The sequence below is a fragment of the Bacillus cereus group sp. BfR-BA-01492 genome (genome assembly GCF_022662815.1).
Lineage (GTDB): Bacteria > Bacillota > Bacilli > Bacillales > Bacillaceae_G > Bacillus_A > Bacillus_A cereus_BD.
This window is the reverse complement of record NZ_JAKUEH010000001.1, coordinates 390,336-405,280: the sequence shown is the minus strand read 5'-3', so window position 1 is coordinate 405,280 and position 14,945 is coordinate 390,336. Positions and strand designations below refer to the sequence as shown.

Here is a 14,945-nt window from a genome sequence, read left to right as displayed (position 1 = left end):
GAAGAGATGGAAAAGAGAGGGATAGAACGGATTTTAAATCATATACAAAGCGCAGGAAACAGCGAGGACATGAACTTTTTTCTTGGAAAAATCATTACAAGTGAACCGAATGTAACGATACAAATACATGGTTCCACAAAGGCTTTACCTAGCACGTTCTTTATTATGCCTAATGTAAAATTTTCAAAAAATGAGACGGTGCTAATACAACGTATATCTAGTGCAGGCCCTACAGATCGGCAATTTGTCGTAAAACCATTACACGAATCTGTAACTCTATGTCGCTATACTGGTTCTGAATACGTAGCAATTGCAGATAAAACAGTGCGATATCCTGCTTCACAAACGTTTTGTCCCTGGAATATTGCTGTAGGAACGAATGTCATGTTACTCCCTAATCGATTCCCTTCAACGAACTCTTTGTGGGTGGTGATTAATACTTATGCGATATAATGTGTTGCCGAAAATCGAGTGGGAAATTCCTACTGAACAATCATTTGAAAATGAAGAGGTGCAAGGATACTTGACACCTCTTTTTGATTTCAAAAAAGGTGAATTTATCACTGACGCTAGCGGTTCAATTGTTGTGGATGATGGTCAAAAAGGGATGGCTAATCTAATCGAGAAAATCCATCACGCCCATAGAGGTGCCTACCGCGTTTATACAGATGAATATGGTTCTGATGTACGTAACGTATTGATAGATAGCGGAATAAACGAAGCAGGACGGATTTCGCTAGTCAAAGAAGCAATACGGGATTCTCTTATTTACGACGATAGGATTATAGATGTCAGTGAAATAGAAATCACAAAAGACGCAAAAGACGCTTATATAGCTTCCTATATAGTTTATACCATTTACGGAAATGTCAATGTAAGAAGGGAAGTGAAAGCATGACATTACCAACGAAGTATCCCGCATGGTGGAATGAGACCGAACAAGATGTTTTACAAAGCATGCTCAATCAAGTCGATAAAAAATGGGATAAGCGACAAGGTGGCTTTATCTATGATGTGTTGAAGCCGCAAGCGATTGCTAGGGCCGAGCAACGTGCAGCCTTTAAAAAATGGTACTACACTCGGTTTGCTAAATATGCAACTGATGAAGATTTAGATGAAGTTGTTGAAAATAATACACCGTTACAACGTTATGCTGCTAAAAAAGCAAAAGGAAAGGTTACCGTTTGGGGGAATGAGGGCACGAAGCTTCCTAAAGGATCTGTATACGTTTCGATTCGTTATGACTTAGATAATAAAATCGTTGAATACAAACAGCTAGAAGAAGCGGTCATTGGGCCGAGCGGAAATGTAACAGTAATGATCGAATCCGTTCTTTCCGGAAAAATTGGTAATACTGCAGAAAATACGATTCAACTCATTGAACCAGTTTTCGGTGTGGCCAATGTTACCAATCCAGAAAAAATCGCAGGTGGAGAAGAAAAGGAATCTGATGAAGATTTGCGATCTCGTTATTTCGCTTGGCGCCGAGAAACGTCGAATTCCGGGAATATAGGTGATTATATACGTTGGTCTTTAAGTGTGCCTAATGTCGGCGGTGTGCTTGTTTTTCCTGTTTCTAAAGGTAAAGGTACTGTACAACTATTAATATGCGATACAAGCTTTCTACCTGCTTCTAAAGAACTTGTTCAAAAAACAAAAGAATATATAGCACCTATCGATGAGATGGGAGACGGTCAAGCGCCTATTGGAGCGACTGTTTACGTGGAATCAGCTAAACCTGTGACTATTAATCTCGATGTGTATGTATCTTCTGTAAAAGAGGCAGAACAATTGAAACAGCAACTCATCTTAGGTGTGAATAGCTATTTAAAAGAAATGAACAGGCTGTATTGGCGCGAAAATGCTCGTAGACAATCCATTTTGAAAGAACCTTATCAAGTTAGTTATTTAAAAATTGGATCCGTTGCAGTGGACGTATTGAAGTTAATACGAGTCAATAAATTGTTGATGAATAATGAACAAAAAGACGTGATTTTACAGTCTGGACAAATAGCCGTTCTTGGAGATGTGAAGTTCTATGAAGGAACGTGATGTTTTAGTAGAAACGTTTCTCGCTGATTCAATGAAAGAATATCGTGACTCTGAGATATTTCGAAATCTTATGCAAATCAGTGCAGACGGTGTTGTCAATGAAGAAATAGAATTTGAGGATGTACGGGCACAATTTGATATCGAAACAGCTACGTGGTCCATTTTTGATTGGGAAGAGGAGTATGGGATTACATCTGATAGTAATAAACCTTTAGATCAGCGCAGAAGCGTCATAAAAAGTAAAATGCGTAGCACCGGAGCTACGCGATTGCGATTGATTAAAAAAGTAGCTGAGTCGTTCCAATATGGCGAAGTAGAGGTAAAACAGGACATTCCTAATTACACAATTATCATTACATTTGTAGGCAAGTTTGGAATTCCGCCGAACATTGACGATATAAAACTAGCTTTACGAGAAATTATTCCTGCTCATTTAGATGTTAAATATATCTTTACTTATCTAACGTGGGATGAATTAGACAGTTACAATCTAATCCAATATCAGTTAGATGAACTGAATCTAACGTGGGATGAATTAGAAACATATAGAAAGGTGTGAGTATATGCCTGAATTTACAGAACGATTAAAGTTACCATTGCCGCTCGGCAATGAATATGTAAAAAGAGAAATGTCTAATAATATTTTCAAAGAAATTGATAAAAAAGTAGCTACTTTAGAAGATATCAAAGAAACCTTAGAGTCAGCTATAAAACATGCCGATATAGGTGATGAAGCAGTTAATAAATCTCTAGAAGATGCTGTAACTTCTCTTATAAAAGAAATCGATAAAAAGGTCGATAAATCTGGAGACACAATGACTGATGATTTAGTGATTCAAAAATCATTACCCGCATTAATTTTGAAAACTCTCAATGGAAAAGGTGAAGTGAAACTCTTCTATAATGCTAATGATACAAACGATCATGGCTTACAACTTATTACTCCTACAGGCGATTTATTACTAAGAAAACAAGGTGAAGCAGGGATAAAAACTGTAGCAACTACTGATGTTGCTCAGATGAAAAAAATTACAAATGATAACGGTTCACAAACGATTTCTGTTAGTAATAGTTCTCAAAATATTCTTGATGAAATTTTAGCTAAGGGTGCGGGTTTAAATACAATCTATTGCAACGGTGGAGTACAAGGGCAAACTCCTAATAACAAATCATGGCGAGGTATCTCATTTTTAAACTCTACTGGATATGGATTTGTAATGGCAAAGGATTATCAAAATAAATTTTTTACAAATTATCTTGATAATGGAAGTTGGCTAGGTTGGACAGAACATCCTAATTCTGAACAAGTAACAGTTGAAATTAACAAACGAACAGAGGATGGAGTCCCTTCTAGAAGTGGTAAAGATGAGAATGGCATTTACACCGTGTATGAGGAAGCGCAGGAGGACGGTAAATTACGAAAAAAATCAGTCCTTTCTAATCCTGACGCAGATGGAAATTATCTCGTTCGTACCGTAACTTACTACAAAAATGGTATAGCATACAAAACAAAAGTATTTGATCTTAAATATGATGATGACGGGGATTTTGTAAAGGCGGTGCCAAGATGAGTTTTTTAGAAGAACACGGAATGGGTGGAACGTATCTTGGATTACGACGTGCGGTAAAGGTATATGTACAAGCTACAGAGCCGACAGTGAAAGAAAAAGGTACCGTATGGATTAAATCATCTGTTCCCGCCAAGAAAATTGTTTTTAGAGAATATGGACTGGAGCCTCCCAAAATAGAGGGTACTGTATGGATCAGCTTATACGATATTGACATTAGATTCATGCTTGAGCGTGCTTTAAAAGTATTTTCTAATAAAAAAGAGATTAATATAGAGTATTCACGAGAAAATCTTATTAATAGCATGGGTGCTAATAAGATAAACGTGTTGAAGAATAAATTTATGCAAGTATATTCCTTACTTGGTACATCTAGAATTTACAGAAGCGGCAAGTGGGAATGGCTTGTAGGTCAATATTGGAATGGTACGAAATGGGAAACATTCAGCAACTTGGAAATCAATTTATTCTTTGGAAACCGTGAAAAAGTGGTAAAAAAACTTGCTCCTGATACAAGCAAGGAAATTTGGGCTGTGAGCAATCACATTGGAACTGTCCATGACATTGCAGTAGATAAAGATGGGTATGTGTATAGCGCTTCAGGGGCGAAATATGCTGGAGAATTAAAAAAAATATCTCCAAGTGGTCAAGAAGTGTGGACATTTAAAGAAAACGCAGTGCTATACAGAGTGGTAGTAGACAAAGATGGCTATATATATACGAAATCTTCAACGGGTCGAATTATAAAAATATCACCAGACGGAAAAGAAGTGTGGCGTATTTCACAATCGCAAATTCTTGATTTAGCGTGCGATGGAAAAGGAAATATATATGTAAACTTCTATGCGACCGTAAAAAAAATATCACCAGACGGAAAAGAAGTGTGGGATTATCACTCAGAAGTCTTTTCAAACTCATATTTTGCAGTAGATAATGAAGGATATGTATATGTATTCATGAATGCGATGCATATAGGGAGCAGTGCTAAGTCTCAATTTAAAAAGATTTCACCAACTGGCAAAGAAGTCGCAACTGCTACTATGGATGTTTTTGAGCTGCGTCATACAACAATTGATCAATACAAGAACATATACGCTTATAAATATAACGGTTCTTCAGGTCCGAATGCTGTTGTTAAACTTTCACAAGACATGAAAGAAATTTGGAGGGTTCCTGAAGAAGTTAGTGATCTTACTGTAGATAAAGTCGGTAATATATATGCAGCATGTACAGACTCTATAAAAAAAATATCACCAGACGGAAAAATACTATGGTCATATCCTATTGCAAACAACTCAGTAACAGCAATCATTACAGAGCAAAGCCCGTATGGAGCGTTTCCGTTCTTGTGGGAGTAGAAAAGGAGAGTGAAGAATATGAAAGCATTTATTGTTGATTATAACGGGTTAGTAACGAGTAGACATAATATGCCGTTTGATGAAAATTTTGGATTTGCGAAAGATGCAGCAGACGCTATTTCGCAAGGATGGACACTGTATAGCGGTGAAATTCCAGAAGATAAAGTGAACGGAAATCAAATTGGCCGTGTACATTATGATAAACTTAAAAATCGTTTCTATTATGAGTGGGAAACACTCGAAGGCAATGAAACCACTAGTGATTCCGATACAGGAATTAAAGATTTAAAGAATCAATTAGAACTCATACAACAAGCGCTCGACGAATTGATTATTAGTAGTTCTAATGAAGAGAAAATAAAAGAGTTAAGTGAAAAACAAGATTTAATGCAAAAAGCATTAGATGAGCTTATTATCACTAATATTCCTGAAGAAACAATGAATGAAGGAGGTGCTCAATAATGGCTGAGTACATGGCACAAAGAGTGATTGATAAGGTTTTTACGTATACATTTATCGTTACCAAGATGAAGGCGTATAAAGAAAGAATCGATACGTATTTAATTGACAACGGAAGAGAAGATTTAATTACTAGCGTGCAATGAGCAGGCTTTTTTTATTTTGCGAAAAGGAGTCGAAAAATGACAATTGAAATTGGTGTATTAGTCGCGGTACTATCACTTGCGATTAGCTACTTAGCGTACTCATTAAACAAAAATAAATCTATAAAATCCGATGGGCAGCAAAGCGCGGAAATGAAGGCTGAATTAGGCTACATCAGGAAAGGAGTTGATGATATTCGAATCGATTTAAAAGCAAACGAGAAGCAAATGGCCGCTTTGGGAGAACGAGTAACAAGGGTTGAGGAAAGCGCCAAACAAGCACATCACAGACTTAATAATTTGGAAAAGGAGGTGAATTAACTATGAATCAATCAAAAGAAAATATCAAAAAACGATTCCGCAACTGGAAGACGTTAATAGCTATTGCATCTTTAATAGGATTTTTATTTGTAAAAGCAGGAGTTCCGGAAGCAAAAAGCTTTCTTGATGAGTTTATGCCCTATCTATTTGCGGTTGGTATTTCTCTAGGGATTTGGACTGATCACGAAGATATGAATGATAAGGAATTATAAATGCCACAGAATAAAATCTCCCTAACTATTGATATAAGTATATAATTTATATATATAACATCGGGATATAACAACATTTTTTTCATTAGTTAAAGGAGTGTTTGAGAATGGATGAGATTTGGAGAGATATCCTAGGATATGAAGATTTATATCAAATTTCTAACTTAGGAAATGTACGTAGTTTGGATAGAAAGAAGAGAAATGGAAAAGATGGCAAAGGTTTTTATATATTAAAGGGTAGAGTTTTAACATTAGTCAACAGTAAGAAAGGATATAAATGCGTAACCTTATACAAAGATGGAAAACAGAAAGTTAAAGAAGTTCACCGGTTAATTGCAGAAGCCTTTATCCCTAATGAAGAGAATAAACCGCAAGTGAACCATATTAATGGTGACAAAACTGATAATTCATTAAATAATTTGGAATGGGTGACCGTTTCAGAAAATATACAACATGCATTTGATAATGGTTTGGTAAATATAAAAAATATTAGTGGGGAAAAGAACAGTCAGTCTAAGTTAAAATGGGATGATGTGAAATATATTAGGAGAGTGTTTATAAAACGAGATAGGGTATACGGAGCGACAGCTCTTGCAAGAAAATACGGTGTTTCTCGCCAAAATATATTGAATATTGTAAACGGTAAAAAGTGGACTAGTCTTTCGGACGAAGAAAATACAAATTGAAAAATGATAAAAAACAGCCTCCCGTTGGCTGTTTTTTTGTTTTCAAAAAGGAGACGATAAATAATGGGACACATTATAGATATTTCAAAATGGAATGGTAATATTAATTGGCCTGTAGCAAAACAACACATTGATTTTATCATAGCTCGTGTACAAGACGGCTCAAATTATGTTGATCCTTTATACAAAGGATATGTAGAAGCAATGAAACAACATGGTATCCCTTTTGGTAACTATGCATTCTGTCGTTTTGTTTCTGAAAATGATGCGCGTATAGAAGCTCGTGATTTCTGGAATCGCGGTGACAAAAGTGCGACAGTCTGGGTGGCTGATGTAGAAGTGAAAACAATGAATGACATGCGAGCAGGCGCACAATCCTTTATTGATGAATTACGTCGATTAGGTGCAAAGAAAATAGGTCTGTATGTCGGTCATCATATGTACAAGCCGTTCGGCATGGATAGAGTAAAAGCAGATTTCGTATGGATCCCTCGTTATGGCGGAAACAAACCTGCGTATGAGTGCGATATATGGCAGTACACAGAGACAGGGCACGTGCCTGGTATTGGTAAATGCGATTTAAATAAATTAATCGGAAATAAATCGCTGGCTTGGTTTACAAATCAAACTGTTGAAAAACAAGAAGGAGTGGGGATTAAAGTGGATAAATTTAATAAAGTCGTATCGTATGAATTTGGTACAGCATTAGTGCCGGAAATGTTAGGGATGATGGATGCTCTTGGTTATGAATCTCGTATCATCTCTTATGGAGATAAACAAGGGTTAGTTAGATTTGAAACAGCATACCGCCAAGGGAATGAACTAGATCGAGCAACAGCGTGGTTAGATGCTAAAGGTATTGATTACGTCTATACACAAGAATAGTTTGATTAACAAAAATAAGAGCCGTCCTGTTGGGCGGCTTCTTTTTTATGGCTTTTTATTGTCCTAAGCCATTATTACCTCTTTTTTTTGAGATGTTTCGAATTGAAAACGATGTTTAATAGTTGAATTGATTTGTTTTGTTCTATCCAAAAATGACTTTTACTATAGTTAATTAGTTCTAATGGTCTTGTTGTTGGACGAATTTTCGCTGCGGGAGTGAGAGGTGTACCAAGATACTCTTTAAAAAACATGGAATCATCTAAGTATTTAATGGGACAGTTCCTATGGGATCCTATTTGACTTTGATTCGGTAGTCTAAATCTAGTTACAATATCATTTTTGTCTAGCCATTGTAATGTGTTACTAAGGATAGTTATAGCTACAGGCTCAATGTAATCTAAATTTGTAAAATCAAGAGTAATTTCTTGTTCTACTGGTTGTCCATCTGAGATTACTCGACCTAAAAAATTATACATGGTGTTTCGGGTAAAACGGAATGGTAATTCAATATTCAATTTTAAAAGCCCCCGTACTTGATTAATATTTGCTAAAAATACAAAAAAACCTGTAACTTTTTGTATTTTTTCTAAAGTAGTTCCAGTTTGTAATATTATAATACCAAAAGAAATAGGAGATTTTTGTCGAATATTGTCAGATGCACACAAAGTAATTAATTTATATTAAAAATAATCAGATTTAATTTGATTCAAACCGAAAATTAAATAATGGTATGAGATATCCTATACTTAAAAAGATATTTTGGGAAACAAAAGAATTAATAATAAAAAAAGCCCTCCGAAGAGAGCGTTAATAGTAAGTATCTTTATTATTCAACTTTTAATTTGATTTCTTTACCAGTCATTCCACCACGTGCTTTTAAAACCAAACCTTTTGCATCTTTAGGTACATCAAAAACTATTTTTCCTGTTTGTGTTAAACCAGGATTAAGTTGTTTCAAGAAGAAGTCAGATTTCCCGCCGTTAGCAACATCAAATGATGTTTGAGCTTGAGTTGAGTATTTGAACTCACGATCTTGATCATCTACTAATTTAAAACTATTAGCATCGATAGTGATAGCATCTTTTTGATTATTAGTGATAGATAGTTCTACAACTTTAAATATACCTTGTGCTTTTTCATTTACATATTGATTACCTACAGACTCTAGTGTTTCAACGGAACCAACTGAAATTTTAACGTTAGAAGATTCTCCTTCTTTGGACAGTTCTTTAGGTTTGTCATTTTTACTATTATTTTTCTTAACTTCTTGTTTAGATTCGTTAGAAGTAGCTTTTGATTCTTCTTTGTCCCCACTACCTCCAGCAGCGGCTGCTATTATAATCACAACGATTACCCAGAACCACCACTTCTTATAAAATGCTTTTTTCTTTTTTTCCATACTGTTATACCTCCATAATATTATTACGTCATCCAGTATAACAAATAAGCGAATATATTATAAGAAGAATTTGTGAATATATAGAAGGAGCCTACCAATACAGCAGACTCTATTCATTATCTATCAAGATCTGGTATATACGTATGCTTCTTTTGAATGAAGATTTCATGAACCAATTTAACGCACCACTCCACAATCTCTTCATCATCGTAAAGGTTGTAGCCAACCTTCGCATTTTGAAATTCTTTTATTTCTTTTATCATTTCTTCTTTGGTTTTCATTGTGTATCCCTCGCTATCCGTGGTTTGATTATCTTTTTATTCGGAGTTGTATTTATGTTACTAAAAAAACGGGATCAGGAAAAACAACAACAATGTATGCGTTATTAGAAGTTGCCAAAAAAGGTCAAACACGCCGGATTGTTACATTGGAAGATCCGGTGGAGAAAAGAAAGAATGGTTTATTACAAATTCAAATTAATGAAAAAGCAGGGATTACGTATGAGACAGGTTTAAAGGCAATTTTACGGCATGACCCAGATATTATTTTAGTGGGTGAAATTCGTGATGAAGAAACAGCAAAAGTAGCTGTACGTGCAAGTTTAACAGGTCATTTAGTAATGACAACGCTGCATACAAATGATGCGAAAGGTGCTGTATTACGCTTGATGGATTTTGGGATTACTAGACAGGAAATTGAACAGTCGTTATTAGCTGTAGCCGCTCAGCGCCTTGTAGAGTTGAAATGTCCATTTTGTAAAGGGAAGTGTTCGCCATTATGTAAATCGATGCGCCAAGTACGGCAAGCAAGTATTTATGAGTTGTTATATGGTCATGAATTGAAGAAAGCAATTCGCGAAGCGAATGGCGAACGTGTAGTATATCGTTATGAAACATTACAATCTTCACTAAAGAAAGGGTATGCTTTAGGGTTTTTAGAAGAGGATGTTTATGTTTGATAGAAAAAAATGGCGATTAGATGAACAAGTTATGCTTTTAAAAAGGTTAGGGGACTTATTGGAAAAAGGCTATTCGCTCTTACAAGCGTTAGAGTTTTTACAATTTCAACTATCTTCGCAGAAGCGCTTACAACTACAACATATTACGGAAGAATTGAAAAATGGGCAGAGTTTACACGATGCTTTTCATCAATTGATGTTCCATCCAGATATATTGAGTTATTTATTTTATGCACAGAAGCACGGTGATATTTCGTTTGCGTTGCGACAAGGAAGCTTACTGCTTCAGAGGAAAAATAAGCATCAAAAGGAGATGATAAAAGTACTTCGTTATCCTATTTTTTTATCCTTGTTCTTGATTGGAATCCTTGCCGTATTTAATTTTATACTTCTCCCACAATTTGAAATATTATACAGTTCTTTACGTACATCTACAACTTCTTTTACAGATTACATTATCTCCTTTATTCAAACCCTTCCGTATATAATAGCTGGCTTTTTTCTAACAGTACTAGTGGGATTTTGTGTATATGTATTTTATCTTCGAAAACTTCCTCCTGTCCAAAGAGTAAATATTTTACTTCGGATTCCTCTTAGTAAAACATTTTTAATTTCTACGCATTCTCATTATCTTTCTGTTCAACTGAGTGGATTATTGCAAGGGGGATTATCGGTACTTGAAGCTTTAACGCTCATGAGTAAGCAACGACATCATCCATTTTTTCAATATGAAGCAGCTCGAATTGGGGAGCGATTAATGGCTGGAGAGCCATTAGATTCTATCATTATGAAGAGCGGATATTATGAAGCAGATCTATCTTATGTTATTGCACATGGACAAATAAATGGAAATTTAGCAACAGAATTAGGAGACTATAGTGAATTGATGATTGAAAAAATGGAAGGGAAAATGCATCGTATTTTTGTTGTGATTCAGCCGCTGTTATTTGTCTGTATCGGTACTATTGTCGTACTTATGTATTTAGCGATGATTATGCCTATGTTTCAAATGATGAACTCTATTTAGGAGGTTATTTGTATGAAGGAGGAAAAAGGCTTTACTTTGTTAGAAATGTTATTAGTTATGGTTGTGATTGCTGTATTGTTACTTTTAATTATCCCAAACGTGATTCAGCAACGTTCTGCGGTACAAGGGAAGGGTTGCGATGCCTATGTGAAATCAGTGGAAGCCCAAGTACAAGCATACCAATTACAGAATAATAAAATACCTACTATAGATGAATTAGTGAAAGAAGAGTATATTACTTCAACTACTTGTCCAAAAGGGGAAGCAATCAGTATTTCAAGTGATGGAAAGGTAACTGTTAGTAAGTCGTGAAGCAAAATGGATTTACGCTTTTAGAAATGCTTCTCGTTTTATTTATGATTTCGATATTAAGTGTTGTCGCATATTTTAATGTTGCCCCGCTGTATGAAAAACAAAAGATAGAACAATTTTTAAAACAGTTTTCACAAGATATTTTGTATATGCAGCAATTAGCGATCGGTCATCACAGTCATTATACATTGCGTTGGTTTCAGGATAAACATGTATATGCAATTGGTAAATCAGGAGAAGATACATTTCTGTTTACTCGTGAGTATGATAAAAACTTAAAAATTAATTTGCATACTTTTCCAAATCCTATGACCTATAATGCAAGAGGAAATATTAATCGAGGTGGTACAATTTTGCTTTCTTATCGAGAGTATACTTATGAAATTGTATTCCAGCTAGGGAGAGGGAGATTTACGTATCGTGAAGTGCCAAAGAGGATCAATTATGCTCGAAATGCTCGTAGCATTAAGTTTGTTAATGATGGCAGTATCGTTATTGCTTCCACAAACATTACTTATAATGCAAGAGAGAAAAAACATACATCTCCATTACAAAGCGCAACTACTGTTAAAGAGGGAAGCGGCATTATATGTATATCAAAATCAAGAAATGCGCACAAAGGAAGAAAAGATAGGCGATACATGGTATAACGTGCATTGGAAAGGAGAAGAAGTATGTACGAGCTGGAGGGATGTGAAACAAAGAAGGATGGAGCAATGTCGTCATGCTCAAAAATAAAAAAGGGAGAAAGGGGCTTTACGTTATTAGAAATGCTTGTATGTTTATTCTTCCTATCTCTTTTTTTTCTATTAGTGCCTCGTTTTCATAGTCTATTTATTGAAAAAGCATATTCAAAAGAATTAAATGATTGGGAATGGGATGTATTTATGGGACAAGTACAATTGGAATTTCGTGAAGTGCATCGGGGAAAGGTTGTAGTATTGGAGGAAGCAGCGCGAGTTCTGCGGTTTCAGTTAGGAAATGGAGACGTCATCACGTACGAGAATCTCGATCATAACATTGTCCGAAAAGTAAACGGGAGAGGAAGAGAAATTATATTACAAAAGGTAGAATCTATTGCTTATGAATTAACTCCTCATCTGTTGTTGATACGGGTGCAAGATATAAGTGGAAAGGTATATCATGGCGTGGCAATACGTTATGATACAATTGAGATAGCGGGATGAGAAAGCAAGCCGGTTTTGCTATGCCTGGGACACTTATTCTTCTGTTCTTACTTATGTCATTTTTTATTTATGAAACGAATATGCTTTTATCTGATAAAAATTTTTATATAGAAGCAGAGCAAAATTTTGCATTGGAAGAAATGGTTGATCAAGTTATTTTAGATGTGAAGGCAGACTTACAGAATAAAGAGGTACATGATACTTTTTCGTTTGTTTATGAAAAAGGGGAAGCAAGCGGACGATATGTCTTTGAAAAAGACGTTGTTTTTGTGGAATTACAGTGTAGCGTTAAGCCAGGTCGCTTATACAAAGCGAGTTTTCAATATGATACTGTTACGAAAAAGATTATCAATTGGTTAGATGAGCGATGAAGTAGTGGACTGTAGAGAATAAAATCAAACTTTAGCAGAAACTTTTGATTTTTTAGAGGAAAGAAAGGGGCTGGCCATGTATAGAAGTGGCAGAAGAAAATGAGACCTAACTTTTTTCGCTCATAGTCAGCGCCTACCTTTCAGGAAAAATCGATATGTCTATATTACGTTTTGTTCTATTGCCATCATTATAGAACAAAACGTTTTTCATTTTGGAGTATCTACCGTAAAATTTGATGACTCAAATGGAAGAAGATAGGGTTAATATTGAGAAATTCATATTTGTATGGAATTACAATTTTTCGTTATTTTAGATCGGAATCTATATCATCAGCCTCATCTTTCGTTATAATACAAATAAAACTTGAGGAGCGATTGAATAGAAAAGAGGCTATGAATATGAGAGCTATTTACATAACGGGTTATATGGGAGCAGGTAAAACGACAATTGGCAAGGCATTAAGTAAAGAACTTAATGTTGACGTCATAGATACAGATCAGAAAATTGAAGAGAAGCAAGGGCGAGTGATTCGTGATATTTTTGCAAAAGAAGGAGAGCGTTCATTTCGGCAATATGAAAGTGAGATGCTTTGCTCATTACCAACGAAGGACGTAATTATTACAACAGGCGGTGGTATTGTGGAACGAGTAGAGAATCGCGAGTGGATGAAAGAGAATGGAACGGTTGTATATTTATATTGCGATCCTTATGTAATTGCAGATCGGCTTCGTGAAGATATAACACGTCCACTATTTCAAAAGGAGAATGTCGAAGCATTTGTAGCGAAGTTTGAAGGACGTCGTGCTTTTTATGAAGAGGCAGCTATACAGATTGATACGACAAATAAAAGTGTACAAGAGGTTACGGAAGAAATCCTTCGTCGGATTAATTCATAGAAAAAGTGGGTACACTATTCAAGTAGAGGTGATAAAAACATGTCTACTAATGATTATGTGCGTTTTGTAACGCAACAATTTGTATCTTATATGGATGCTCCAAAAGAGGACCGAAAACAGAAGAAAAAGCAGCGCCGTGCAGAAAAAGCACCGTTTTTAAACAGATGGTTTGGTATGATGCCGCTTAGTGCAGCTTTGTTTTATCAAAATGTTAAAAAGAAAAGAAAAAAGTTAAGTTAATCACAATTGGAATCATTTACCGCTAGTAATTGTGGTGAGTGATATAGTACAATCTTTTTCGACGAGTGTATACTTGTCATTAATTCGACAGATTTATACCTATAAAAATCCCCCATCATGACACATGCCGGGGGATTTTTATATCTTTACATGGAATTTTGTTCTTCAGTGACTGCGTGTATTTTATTGTTCACCCATACAAATCCGATACCGATACAGATAGAGATTCCCCAACCGACAGCAGTCATAATTGCTCTCATTTCACCATATCCATCTACGCCGAAAACAGAAATGAAGTAGATTTTTAAAAAGCTTTTCAAAATGAATTGGAGGCCAAAAAATAATGTTAAATATTGCAAGGCAGGGTAGATGCGCTTATTGCGATACAGAGCACGACTTTTGTCACGATCATGTCCTTGTAACGAAGCAATATCAGCTGCAAAATATAACATAAGTGGCTTCTTTATAAAAATTGTACAAATCACAATGCATCCAAGTACGATATGATAATAGGCGTCATTCCAAAGCATTTTCTCAGCGGAACCGGATAATAAATCTACAGTTGTATTCGCGATAAGGGTGATGAGAATAAAGAAGCCTGTAATATTGAATTGCCTTTCCTTTTTGAACGCGTACAGTGTATACAGAATACCTGGTACAGAAGAAATTAGCATTGCATAATAGGGATCAATGTGTGCTTTTGCGAATTTCCAAATAAGAAAAGGAAAGACGAGATAAAAAACAATGTCGTATATAGCTTTTTTATTTTGATTCATTTTGTCCTCCTTAATTTGTATCTATATTTTACAATAAAATGTTTGAATATTGTATAAGATTAACAAAAGAAATAGGAAGGCTTATTTGGAATTG

Annotated in this window: 23 protein-coding genes and 2 pseudogenes; 21 read left to right on the top strand and 4 right to left on the bottom strand. The window is 35.3% G+C overall.

Going from position 1 to position 14,945, the window contains the following annotated elements; all coding sequences use genetic code 11:
• The first annotated feature begins 6 nt into the window (after nt 1-6).
• The 12 genes from MR063_RS02255 (at nt 7) to MR063_RS02200 (ending at nt 7,684) form a co-directional block, all read left to right on the top strand.
• A complete protein-coding gene (locus MR063_RS02255) occupies nt 7-453 on the top strand; it encodes a hypothetical protein (RefSeq protein ID WP_242145586.1) in 447 nt (148 codons plus the stop codon).
• A complete protein-coding gene (locus MR063_RS02250) occupies nt 443-898 on the top strand; it encodes a DUF2634 domain-containing protein (protein ID WP_242159586.1) in 456 nt (151 codons plus the stop codon). The genes MR063_RS02255 and MR063_RS02250 overlap by 11 nt, the downstream gene beginning before the upstream one ends.
• Nucleotides 895-2,052: a baseplate J/gp47 family protein gene (locus MR063_RS02245; protein WP_242145588.1), complete on the top strand. Its 1,158-nt coding sequence runs from the start codon at nt 895-897 to the stop codon at nt 2,050-2,052. The genes MR063_RS02250 and MR063_RS02245 overlap by 4 nt, the downstream gene beginning before the upstream one ends.
• Nucleotides 2,039-2,611 carry a putative phage tail protein gene (locus tag MR063_RS02240; protein ID WP_242145589.1) on the top strand — a complete coding sequence of 191 codons (573 nt, stop codon included), beginning with the start codon at nt 2,039-2,041 and terminating at the stop codon, nt 2,609-2,611. Before MR063_RS02245 ends, MR063_RS02240 begins: the two co-directional genes overlap by 14 nt.
• Before the next feature lie 4 nt (nt 2,612-2,615).
• Nucleotides 2,616-3,623, top strand: coding sequence for a hypothetical protein (locus MR063_RS02235; protein ID WP_242193159.1), 1,008 nt, complete (start codon nt 2,616-2,618; stop codon nt 3,621-3,623).
• Nucleotides 3,620-4,978 (top strand): outer membrane protein assembly factor BamB family protein, encoded by a 1,359-nt coding sequence (locus tag MR063_RS02230; protein WP_242145591.1) that lies wholly within the window; start codon nt 3,620-3,622, stop codon nt 4,976-4,978. Before MR063_RS02235 ends, MR063_RS02230 begins: the two co-directional genes overlap by 4 nt.
• A gap of 18 nt (nt 4,979-4,996) precedes the next feature.
• Complete coding sequence (locus MR063_RS02225) at nt 4,997-5,440, top strand: hypothetical protein (protein ID WP_242145592.1); 444 nt, start codon at nt 4,997-4,999, stop codon at nt 5,438-5,440.
• Nucleotides 5,440-5,583 carry a hypothetical protein gene (locus MR063_RS02220; RefSeq protein ID WP_242145593.1) on the top strand — a complete coding sequence of 48 codons (144 nt, stop codon included), beginning with the start codon at nt 5,440-5,442 and terminating at the stop codon, nt 5,581-5,583. The genes MR063_RS02225 and MR063_RS02220 overlap by 1 nt, the downstream gene beginning before the upstream one ends.
• A 36-nt stretch (nt 5,584-5,619) precedes the next feature.
• Entirely contained in the window at nt 5,620-5,901 is a 282-nt protein-coding gene (locus MR063_RS02215; RefSeq protein ID WP_242145594.1) for a hypothetical protein, read from the top strand.
• Between the two features lie 2 nt (nt 5,902-5,903).
• Entirely contained in the window at nt 5,904-6,113 is a 210-nt protein-coding gene (locus MR063_RS02210) for a hypothetical protein (RefSeq protein WP_242145595.1), read from the top strand.
• 107 nt (nt 6,114-6,220) lie between these two features.
• On the top strand, nt 6,221-6,799 hold the full coding sequence (locus MR063_RS02205) for an NUMOD4 motif-containing HNH endonuclease (RefSeq protein WP_074540313.1): 579 nt from the start codon (nt 6,221-6,223) through the stop codon (nt 6,797-6,799).
• Nucleotides 6,800-6,862: 63 nt separating this feature from the next.
• Entirely contained in the window at nt 6,863-7,684 is an 822-nt protein-coding gene (locus tag MR063_RS02200) for a GH25 family lysozyme (RefSeq protein ID WP_242193158.1), read from the top strand.
• Between the two features lie 74 nt (nt 7,685-7,758).
• Here MR063_RS02200 and MR063_RS02195 read toward each other — a convergent pair whose 3' ends face one another.
• The 3 genes from MR063_RS02195 to MR063_RS02185 form a co-directional block, all read right to left on the bottom strand.
• Complete coding sequence (locus tag MR063_RS02195; protein ID WP_242143487.1) at nt 7,759-8,349, bottom strand: hypothetical protein; 591 nt, start codon at nt 8,347-8,349, stop codon at nt 7,759-7,761.
• Nucleotides 8,350-8,510: 161 nt separating this feature from the next.
• Nucleotides 8,511-9,083: a DUF4352 domain-containing protein gene (locus MR063_RS02190; protein ID WP_012095388.1), complete on the bottom strand. Its 573-nt coding sequence runs from the start codon at nt 9,081-9,083 to the stop codon at nt 8,511-8,513.
• Nucleotides 9,084-9,199: 116 nt separating this feature from the next.
• Nucleotides 9,200-9,364 carry a hypothetical protein gene (locus tag MR063_RS02185; RefSeq protein ID WP_164468640.1) on the bottom strand — a complete coding sequence of 55 codons (165 nt, stop codon included), beginning with the start codon at nt 9,362-9,364 and terminating at the stop codon, nt 9,200-9,202.
• Between the two features lie 59 nt (nt 9,365-9,423).
• Between MR063_RS02185 and MR063_RS02180 the strand changes: the two are divergent.
• From MR063_RS02180 to MR063_RS02140, 9 genes and pseudogenes are all read left to right on the top strand, one after another.
• A pseudogene (locus MR063_RS02180) lies at nt 9,424-10,041 on the top strand (ATPase, T2SS/T4P/T4SS family); the annotation flags it as partial.
• Nucleotides 10,028-11,068, top strand: a complete 1,041-nt coding sequence (gene comGB / locus MR063_RS02175; RefSeq protein ID WP_277927745.1) for a competence type IV pilus assembly protein ComGB — start codon at nt 10,028-10,030, stop codon at nt 11,066-11,068. The pseudogene MR063_RS02180 and the gene comGB, both read left to right, overlap by 14 nt.
• 12 nt (nt 11,069-11,080) lie before the next feature.
• Complete coding sequence (gene comGC / locus MR063_RS02170; RefSeq protein ID WP_242143777.1) at nt 11,081-11,380, top strand: competence type IV pilus major pilin ComGC; 300 nt, start codon at nt 11,081-11,083, stop codon at nt 11,378-11,380.
• Nucleotides 11,377-11,823: pseudogene (gene comGD / locus MR063_RS02165) on the top strand (competence type IV pilus minor pilin ComGD); the annotation flags it as partial. The gene comGC and the pseudogene comGD, both read left to right, overlap by 4 nt.
• Nucleotides 11,801-12,118, top strand: coding sequence for a type II secretion system protein (locus tag MR063_RS02160; protein ID WP_242193156.1), 318 nt, complete (start codon nt 11,801-11,803; stop codon nt 12,116-12,118). The pseudogene comGD and the gene MR063_RS02160, both read left to right, overlap by 23 nt.
• The gene (gene comGF, locus MR063_RS02155; protein ID WP_242193339.1) at nt 12,097-12,567 is read left to right on the top strand and encodes a competence type IV pilus minor pilin ComGF; all 471 of its coding nucleotides are present in this window, start codon (nt 12,097-12,099) and stop codon (nt 12,565-12,567) included. Before MR063_RS02160 ends, comGF begins: the two co-directional genes overlap by 22 nt.
• Nucleotides 12,564-12,938, top strand: a complete 375-nt coding sequence (gene comGG / locus MR063_RS02150) for a competence type IV pilus minor pilin ComGG (RefSeq protein ID WP_242193155.1) — start codon at nt 12,564-12,566, stop codon at nt 12,936-12,938. The genes comGF and comGG overlap by 4 nt, the downstream gene beginning before the upstream one ends.
• 399 nt (nt 12,939-13,337) lie before the next feature.
• Nucleotides 13,338-13,835, top strand: a complete 498-nt coding sequence (locus tag MR063_RS02145; protein WP_242193154.1) for a shikimate kinase — start codon at nt 13,338-13,340, stop codon at nt 13,833-13,835.
• 39 nt (nt 13,836-13,874) lie between these two features.
• Nucleotides 13,875-14,075 carry a YqzE family protein gene (locus MR063_RS02140; RefSeq protein ID WP_242143772.1) on the top strand — a complete coding sequence of 67 codons (201 nt, stop codon included), beginning with the start codon at nt 13,875-13,877 and terminating at the stop codon, nt 14,073-14,075.
• A gap of 146 nt (nt 14,076-14,221) precedes the next feature.
• On the opposite strand, the gene MR063_RS02135 is transcribed toward MR063_RS02140, so the two are convergent.
• Nucleotides 14,222-14,851, bottom strand: a complete 630-nt coding sequence (locus MR063_RS02135; protein ID WP_242193152.1) for a VC0807 family protein — start codon at nt 14,849-14,851, stop codon at nt 14,222-14,224.
• Nucleotides 14,852-14,945: the final 94 nt, after the last annotated feature.